A 9,203-nucleotide genomic window follows, 5' to 3' on the forward strand; every position below is an offset into this window, starting at 1 on the left:
GCTTTTTAAAGAAGCACAAAAATAGCGAAAATGCAGTGATTACGGACTACAAAAAAAACCTAACCATACAATTCATGGATTTCACAACAGTTTTGATTCTTGATACAACATTAAATTCGTATACCAATAAATAAAAGACATATTTGTTTTTGAATACTGTAGAATTGAAACTGTAGTAAACCTGCCGCTGTATCGTGGTCAACAAAAGATGAAACCTTTATTTTATCCAAAGTCCCAAATCTGAAGATAAAACTTATAGCACCCAAAACTACTCTACTTATGAAAACTAACTTACGATTTCCCCGTCTATTACTATCGACGCTCTTTGTGTTGGTGTCTTTTCAAATGTCTTCTCAAATTTCTGTTCTGCCTCCAGTACCCGCAGGTGGTTCATCTGGCTTTACCAAAATCTGTGCTGGTATCGACAGTGGCTCTGGGCCATTCAACTCGTACGATGTAACTATCGCATGGGGTGGTACAGCCAACTCAGACAATGAATTTGTCTTAGAACTATCCGATGCCAACGGTGATTTTACGAACCCGGTCGAATTGGGCAGGGTTAGTGATCAAAATAATGCCAACCCAAAAAACTTCGATCTAAACTTTGCGATTCCGACAGATACTCAGGGTGCAGGGTACAAATTTCGTGCTCGGAGTACTAGTCCGGTAAGTCAGGCTGAATCAGCCGATGTCTATCCCATGTATTATATGGCTGTTACCAGCAATATTAACATAAGTGAGCTAGGTGACGGCAATCCTCCGGGGAATCTATGTGATCCAACTTCCATAGATCTACAAGTTGACAACATTGCCAACCCAGAGACATACCAATACCAATGGTACCGAAGCGGAACTTTACTGCCTTCGGAAACAAATCATACGATTACAATTACCCAGAGTGGAATGTATCAAGCCTTGATTAACTACGGTGACTGTACGTTTAATGGAAATACCGACTCCAACGTCGTAACGGTTACAATAGGTTCAACTGGTGCCGGAATTGGTATTACGACCCCAAGTAAAACTGCGCTTTGCGCTGGGGATACCGAAACCCTGGTGATCGATACTACAGATCCTTCATGGAGCTACCAATGGTATAAAGATGGCGCAACCATTTCTGGAGCAACAAGCACATCATATACAGTAGATGCAAGTATAGCCGGATTTGAAGGCGACTACCAGGTAGAAATATCTGCCATCGGCGCTTGCACAGAAAGATCCGCTCCTATAACCATAACCAATGCAGGTGCATTTACCGTTACAAGAGACAACCCAGCAAATGTTGTCGTTTTACCATCACAACCAGAGACGTTAAGTGTTAGTACCACTGCGACCACACCAAGCTACCAATGGTATAGAAATAGCGCACCAATAGGTGGTGCAACCAATGCAACTTTAGACATTACTCAAGATGGTACGTATTATGCTGCGGTAACATCATCAGGAAGCTGTTCTTCAACCATCAATTCTGAGAATACCGTTGCAGTAGTGCCCGCTAGTTTCGAAATAGTTATTGATTATGATTCTCCGTATACAGCCTGTGTAAGTACCAACGCTATTCTAGAAGTTGCCACAATAAATGCCGTTGCAAGCGATGGCACAAGATCTGATGTTACCGCCCAATTGGAAACATCTTTTGCCTATCAATGGCAGCTAGACGGCACAAATGTAGGCGGTGCTACGAGTCAAAGTATAAGTTTAACAAACACAACCGAAAACGGAGACTATACCGTTAATGCTGCTTTAGGAAGTTACAATGAAACTTCAAATATGTTGCCGGTTCGACTATTAACCAACGAAACAGTAACCATCTCTAGCACTAGTACAGTGTATTGCAATTCTTCAGATACCATCACCATAAGTACCGCTACTGACTTAAGCGGAGAGAGTTTCTCTTGGGAAAGAGATGGTGCGGCTATCAATACAACAGATACCGCCCTTGTTATAACTGAACCTGGTTTATACCGATTGGTTCTAGATAAAGATGGATGCTCTTTGCCCTCAAACGAAATTGCCATTACACCCTTAGATGCCAACTTGATTACTCTAGATGTTGATGGCGAAGTGGTCTTTCCAGAGGGAAGCTCAAGAACGGTAACGGCAAGTGGAGGAACTGCTTACCAATGGTTTGATGAAGGCAATAACTTATTAAGTAGTACCGATCAAATGACCTTTACCGAAGATGGCACCTTTACACTTCTTGCAAATATTGATAATTGCCAAGTTACCAGACAAGTAACCGCTGTTTACCTAGATCTATTCAATGTTCCAAATGTGATTACTCCTAACGGAGATGGTGCAAACGATCAATGGGTAATTCCGAATTCCTATTCCAACAAATCAGATGTGAATGTAATTATTTATAATGATAAAGGCGTAGAGTTGGTCAACGAAACCAATTATGCCAACAACTGGCCCCAATCGTCAACCTCATTTACGAAACAAAATATGGTATTCTACTATGTTATTAAGAATGCCACCGAAACATTAAAGCAAGGTACCATTACTGTTATTCGATAACCAAATACAATGAAACTAAGAAACCTACTAATACTACCCTTGATTGCTTTCATGTCTTTGACCACGGTCAGTGCGCAAGAAGACGATCCTATTTTACCGTATCAGGTAGCGCCTCAAAACCTTTTGAAATTCAATCGCTTTTTGATCAACCCTACTTTTTCTACGGTACGTGAGGATAATTCGTATATCAACTTGTTACACAGAAACCAATCGGTATCTTTTAAAGATAATGACCAGACCTATTTTTTAAGCTATAGTGGTAGGGTAGGTGACCGCAGCGGTCTGGGCTTAAGTGTGTATAACCAAAAAGTGGGGCCGGTTGCCAATATTGGCGCATTAGCCAACTTTGCTTATGGTATTAAATTGAGTGACAAAAGCAACTTTACGTTTGGTGCTAACTTAGCCTATTATAATACCGGCTTAAACCGTGCAGATGTGGATATTGTAGACCCGAATGATTTTAGAATAAACGGTACACAAGATAGTAATGTACTTTCGTTTCAACCTGGATTCAACTTATCGTACGGTCAATTTGATTTTGGAGTATTCGCCGAAAACCTATTTGATTACAACCTAAAAACGAGTGAAACCCTTACCGATTTTAAAAATAAAACCTATTCAGCGCATCTACAATATACCTATCCGTTTAAAAACGGAAGCGGTATGCTAGAGCGAGGGCGCCTAATGCCCTTGGCAAGAGTGCGCATGAACCCAAGAAGCGGTCTAGTTTCTCAAGAAGAGCAGGATCTATCGTTGGGAGGAAGTTTAATTTTAGACCTTCCCAAGTTGGGGTGGCTACAAGGAGGTTATGACTCCTTCTACGGAGCTTCTGCTGGAGCAGGATTTAATATCAACCAACGCCTTTCCCTAGGATACACCATGGAAAAAGGATTTGGCACCGACTTTAATAATTTGGGAGTTACCCATGAAATCTCTTTGGCATATTCCTTCACGCCTAACCTTACCGAAGATCGTGTGATGTTAGAAGAAGGAGATGAGCTTGTTGAAAATGAAGAGCTGAATGCCGAAAGCTTAGTAGCAAACGAGGAAGTCGATGAATTGAAAAAGCGACTTGCCGAAAATGAAGAGGTCTTAGCCGAATTAATGTTCCGTCAAGATTCTTTGGAAGCAGACCGTCAACGCGATCTGGAACGTCGTTTTGAAATGGTCATGCGAATGGTGCGCAATCAGACCAAAGGCGAACGACCTGACCTTGAAAAAAGAGCAGAACAACTGTTCCTCAATGGAAAAGATAGCAACACGGGTCTCGCATATAATGATGCCAACAAGGCTCCAAATACTACCCGTGACAATACGAGACCAATACCAAAAACCCCACCAACAACCCTAGCGGTTCGAGATGATTCTAGAGCTAAAGATACAAAGCCGTCTACCACGGCAATTGCACAAGACAACACCAAAGCAAGTGATTACCAACCAAGCATCAATCGTGATGCTATAAAAAGTAGAAAGTTTAAAAACCTTGAGGGGGTAACTGATGGCTTCTATGTAGTAGCTAATGTTTATAAAGGAGGAAAGTACATGAATAATTTCATGGACAAGCTCAATCGTCAAGGATTCTCTTCAGACTATATTGATAACCCATCCAATGGGCTGAAATATGTATATTTAGAACGTTACGATACCTGGCAGGAAGCAGCTGATGCCCATAAAAGTAATATGGATGGAAGATATGCAGAAGATTTATGGATCATGAATGTAGATAATCGTTACACCAACGAAGCCTATGCGAGTAATGTAGACAAGCTTCAGCAAAAGTCTACCAAATACAATACTGATGAACTAAAGAAAAACGTAACTGTTAGAGACCGTGTAGCATCAAAGACTACTACACCAAGAAACTTTAAAATTGACGGTGTTGGATCTGGCTATTACATTATCGCCAATGTCTTTGCCAATCCGAACAATGCCAATAGATTTGTAAAACTTTTGAATTCTTATGGGCTGAGCGCCAGCTACTTTATAAACCCCGAAAACAACTGGAGGTATGTGTATTTAAAAAGACACGAATACTGGAACAACGCCTTAATTTCATATTATTCCAAATTAAACGACTCGTACGATGACAAAATGTGGATTATGCGCGTGCATCCAAGCAAGCAGGTTGCCTGATATTCATGATCGAGCATTTTTATTTTGTTACCGCCTTAAAATATGCCCCTCAAGAAGGGGCTTTTTTATGAACCCATTTTTCGGCTGCTAAAATATCCGCTTTACTTGCTGTTTTCGAATTAAACCAACCCCACCTAAAGATGTTGAAATTTCAGCATTTAGCAGTGGCTTTCATTTCAGACGAATACTTTGCCCAGCATTACAGTTCACTGTATAATTACAATTGTCAAATATTATTTGGAGTCTCTTGCCAGACAAGGTTTTCATGTCTTTATCATAGCGTGAAGAAATACCGTTTAAAAGTCCAATCAATAGTCCACGCTAACCGTATCTGATAAACTTCTAAAGGCGAAACAACCCTAAACATATCTTTAGAATTAAGGCAAAGAATTCTGAGAAAATACTAGAAAAATACACAAAATAATAGGCCTTATTTTTTTAATTAGCGATTCTGGTCTTTGCCATGGTGCCAATAAAAGTTTCTTCCCTTAAAATCATTTGCCCTTTTTATTGCTCAATATGAAAATATTTTATGGTCAAAATACTATTTGACCTTAAAGAAAACTGTTGCTTTTTCAAAGCTTTATATTGCAAAAAAATGCCATTTATCGACGAAAAAAACCGTTTAAGCGCCTATTTACATCTGAGTATTAGGAGGTTCAAAAATATAATCACGCCAACTTTACGGGGTGCTTTTAAAACAATAATATGTTCCGATTTTAGCAATATACGGTGAATTTTTCCTGTTCCTACAAATCAGCTATTTTACCGTGTATGAGGTAGTTTCATATTCGCAAACCCCTGTCATTTACGCGTTCACAACATAATTTGCAGGTACCACAACATAAACTTCTACCCCTCAATTTTAAGGTTAATATTTGTTAGTAATAGCTAGTGCTTTTTTAAGTTTTAAAATTTTAGAAGCAGATCAACCAAATAACCGCTCTTAAGTTGCAAACACAGCTTGATGAGATCAAACCAAACCTACTGGCAAAATGATACCAAATTTTACCAAAAAATTACTTGTCCTCAGTGTGTTTTTGCTGAGTTTAATCGGGTTTTCACAAGAATACAACAACTTTGAGGTTCGTTATCAAGACAACATCAAAGGTGACCTCACATTTATATCTAACCAAATTGTTAACCGAGACGGGGGAACGGCCACAACAGAGCCTGAAGACGGTTATAACAATTTAAGCACCAACAACAATAACAATCCAGAGACCGGAGGGCGCCAGAACTACAATGACTACAAACAAATGCAGTATGTCAATGTAGATCCGGGGGGTGGAAGATTTAGTTCCAGTACTGCGAATTTAGCATTTCCAAACCCTGATTGTAATCTCATTAGATATGCCGGCTTATACTGGTCTGCGACCTATCCAAGTGCGACTGCCAATGGGTCGTACGATGGTAACAACTACACAGCAAATACCGTTGCCGTTGGTACCGGTAGACAAAACGATTTTAACCAGGTTCAACTTCGGGTCCCAGGCGGCACCTATGTTGATATTACGGCCGATGAAGTGCTATTTGATGGCTTTACCAGCACAGATGCATCAGTGTTACAAAACAGCCCTTATGCATGTTACGCAGATATTACAGCCTTGCTAACACCATTAGCAGACCCTACAGGAGACTACACCGTTGCTAACATACGGGCAACTACCGGAGGTTTGACACCTGGTGGGGGTTCTACGGGGGGTTGGACGCTCGTTATCGTTTATGAAAATCCGAACTTGACAGGAAAACTGATAACCACTTTTGATGGTTTTGCAAGGGTAAGAAATACAGATCAAATAGATATTCCGTATAATGGCTTCACCACCATTCCTGCTGGCCAAGTAAATGCAGATATAGGAGCCGCGACCTTAGAAGGTGATTTTAGAATTACCGGAGACCGTATGCGAATTCGTGCTGCCAGTAATGCCTCATTTACTACCATGAGTAATGGAAGTAACCCTGCTAACAACTTTTTCAATAGCAATATTACCTTAAATGGCGTAGACCTGCCGGGCAGAAATCCAAGCAGTGCAAATACACTCGGTTTTGACACTGATATTTTCACCTTAAACAATTTTGCAAACTCTGTAATACCCAACAGCGAAACAGCAGCTACTTTCCGTTTTCAAACAAATGGCGATCAATATTATCCCTACTTCAACTCCTTTAATATTGAAATTATTGAACCCGATATTGTACTTGAAAAAAGAGTAGAAGATATTGCGGGTAATGACATTACAGGGCTAGGTGTGAACTTGGGTCAAACTTTAGATTATGTGTTGTCTTTTCGAAACCTGGGGAATGATGATGGTACCAACTACACTATTCGCGATGTATTGCCAATAAATGTAACCTTAGACGAGGGTAATTTTGTGCTTCCTCCAGGGGTAACCTACACTTTTGATGCTCCTACTAGGACTGTATTATTCACCATACCTGACAACCTTATTGAAGTCAGCGATCCTGTATCATCTATTCGCATGCGCGTTAGAGTAGCAGAGAACTGTTATGATTTTATTGATGCCTGTACCGATCTAATTCAAAACTTGGCGTATTCAACCTATGAAGGCGTCGTCAATGACAACCAAATTACCGATGACCCCAGCGTAACGGATTTTAATAGCTGCGGGTTTATTATTCCTGGTGCTACCAACTTCCTATTAGACGATTTAGAAAACTGTAATTTCACAAGAACTGTACAACTTTGCGGTGATGATGTACTTTTAGATGTAGGTAACAATTTTGATACTTATGTATGGGTTTTCGACGACAATGAAAATGGCATTTTAGATGCCACCGATACCGTCTTACAAACGGGCACATCTGATACCTTACTGGTATCTCAAGAAGGTACTTATATCGTTGATAAAATAGTTGCCGACCCTTGTAAAGGGTTTAAGGAGATACTGGTAGTGGAACGTTTCGGCTCCAACACTATTAACCCTATTATCGACTATTTCAATACAGTAAATTCTGATGCGGATGTCACTAACGATATTGAAGGCGAAATTGCAACCTGTAGTATTGATGGAGATGAACTTGCCAAAATTTTCTTGTGCGGCTCCGGTGATTCTCAAATCTTACAAACCAATATAACTGATGCGCAAACCATTTCTTGGGAGCTTTTAGACGAAGGTAGTTGTACTGCCGCTCCAGATGATTGTGCCAATAAAAATGCAACCTGTACTTGGAATCAAGTAGCCACAGGAAGCAGCTATACGGCCAATTCAGCAGGTAAATACCGCTTGGTGGTGACCTATCAAAACGGCTGTTTCAACAGGTTCTATTTTGATGTCTTTCAAAACAACTTAGATCTGGTATACGAAACAAGAGACATCATTTGTACAACCGATGGATATATCAATATTACTAATATTGGAGCTGGTTATGGCTTTCAATTAGTTGACATTACAAACAATGCAATATTAGTTCCGTATAGTGCAAACAATGGCCCCAACTTTACCATTACTTCAAACGGCCAGTACCGTGTAGACGTTGTTCAGTTAGACGGTAGCGGAGACCCTATTACGAATGCTTGTGTCTTCAGCACACCCGATATCGGTATCCTAGATAGAAACTTTCAAGTTGATATCACCACTAGCCCTGCAAACTGTAATACCCAAGGCAGTATTCAAGTAGATATTTTGAATGTAGAACCGAACTATACCTACATTCTAAGACAATCTGACGGAACACTGATTGATGACGAAACGGCGCAACCTGACAATACGCATACGTTCAATGTAAATGAGGGCGATTACATCATAGAGGTGGCCACTGATGATGGTTGTACCATCTCACAAAACGTAACGGTTGCTCGTACTCCAGATCCAACAGTTTCAGCGCTGTTAACACAAGATATTGGTTGTACAGCTGGAACAATAACCGTATCAGCAGCAGGAGGTTTTCCAAATCCCGATTATGGCTTTGCCATATGGAGCAAGGATGGCACTGACTTATACGCTTCAGTATCTGCAATTCCCGGGGGTGCCTATCAGGTAGAGGATGTTTTCACCTTCGGATGGAGAGACACAGACAATGATCTTATTGATGAATATTTTCCAAATGAAGATGGCACCTATGTATTTATAGTTGTTGATGCTAATGGATGTTTTTCTTTTTCCAACCCCGTTACCATTTCAGACAATGGGGCCATGACAATAGCGGTAACTGGTGACACAGAAGTCAGTTGTAACGGCAGTACGGATGCCGACATTACTATTGTACCAACCGGGGGAGTAGGTCCTTTTACCTATAGTATTGATGCTGGTGCAACTACGCAGCCAACACCCTCTTTCGTAGGTCTTGCTCCTGCAACGTATCCTATTCAAGTTACCGATAGTTCTGGCTGTATAGTAGATTTAGATTATGTTATTTCCGAACCAGCAGCCCTGGCTGCCGAGGCTGTACAAACACAAGCATATACCTGTCTGCAACTCGGACAGATTACCGTAGGTAGCGTAACACCTACAACCGGTGGTTCAGGTGATTACCAATACAGCATCAATGGAGGGGCATGGACTGCCGCAACTACCGCAGGACATACT

The 9,203-nt window shown here is 40.7% G+C and carries 3 protein-coding genes; all 3 read left to right on the forward strand.

The window, feature by feature from the left end:
• The first annotated feature begins 279 nt into the window (after nucleotides 1-279).
• Nucleotides 280-2,520, forward strand: coding sequence for a gliding motility-associated C-terminal domain-containing protein (locus tag ABJN95_RS04905; protein WP_348368882.1), 2,241 nt, complete (start codon nucleotides 280-282; stop codon nucleotides 2,518-2,520).
• Nucleotides 2,521-2,529: 9 nt separating this feature from the next.
• Nucleotides 2,530-4,653 carry a PorP/SprF family type IX secretion system membrane protein gene (locus tag ABJN95_RS04910; protein WP_348368883.1) on the forward strand — a complete coding sequence of 708 codons (2,124 nt, stop codon included), beginning with the start codon at nucleotides 2,530-2,532 and terminating at the stop codon, nucleotides 4,651-4,653.
• Nucleotides 4,654-5,648: 995 nt separating this feature from the next.
• On the forward strand, nucleotides 5,649-9,203 hold a 3,555-nt coding region (locus ABJN95_RS04915; RefSeq protein ID WP_348368884.1), incomplete at its 3' end, for a SprB repeat-containing protein.

The organism is Maribacter sp. (assembly GCF_039974175.1).
In the GTDB taxonomy this organism is placed as follows: domain Bacteria; phylum Bacteroidota; class Bacteroidia; order Flavobacteriales; family Flavobacteriaceae; genus Maribacter_C.

What these genes read in the sequence shown, in the direction of transcription:
- ABJN95_RS04905 (WP_348368882.1), top strand. Translation starts at nt 280, where the DNA reads ATGAAAACTAACTTACGATTTCCCCGTCTATTACTATCGACGCTCTTT.
- ABJN95_RS04910 (WP_348368883.1), top strand. Translation starts at nt 2,530, where the DNA reads ATGAAACTAAGAAACCTACTAATACTACCCTTGATTGCTTTCATGTCT.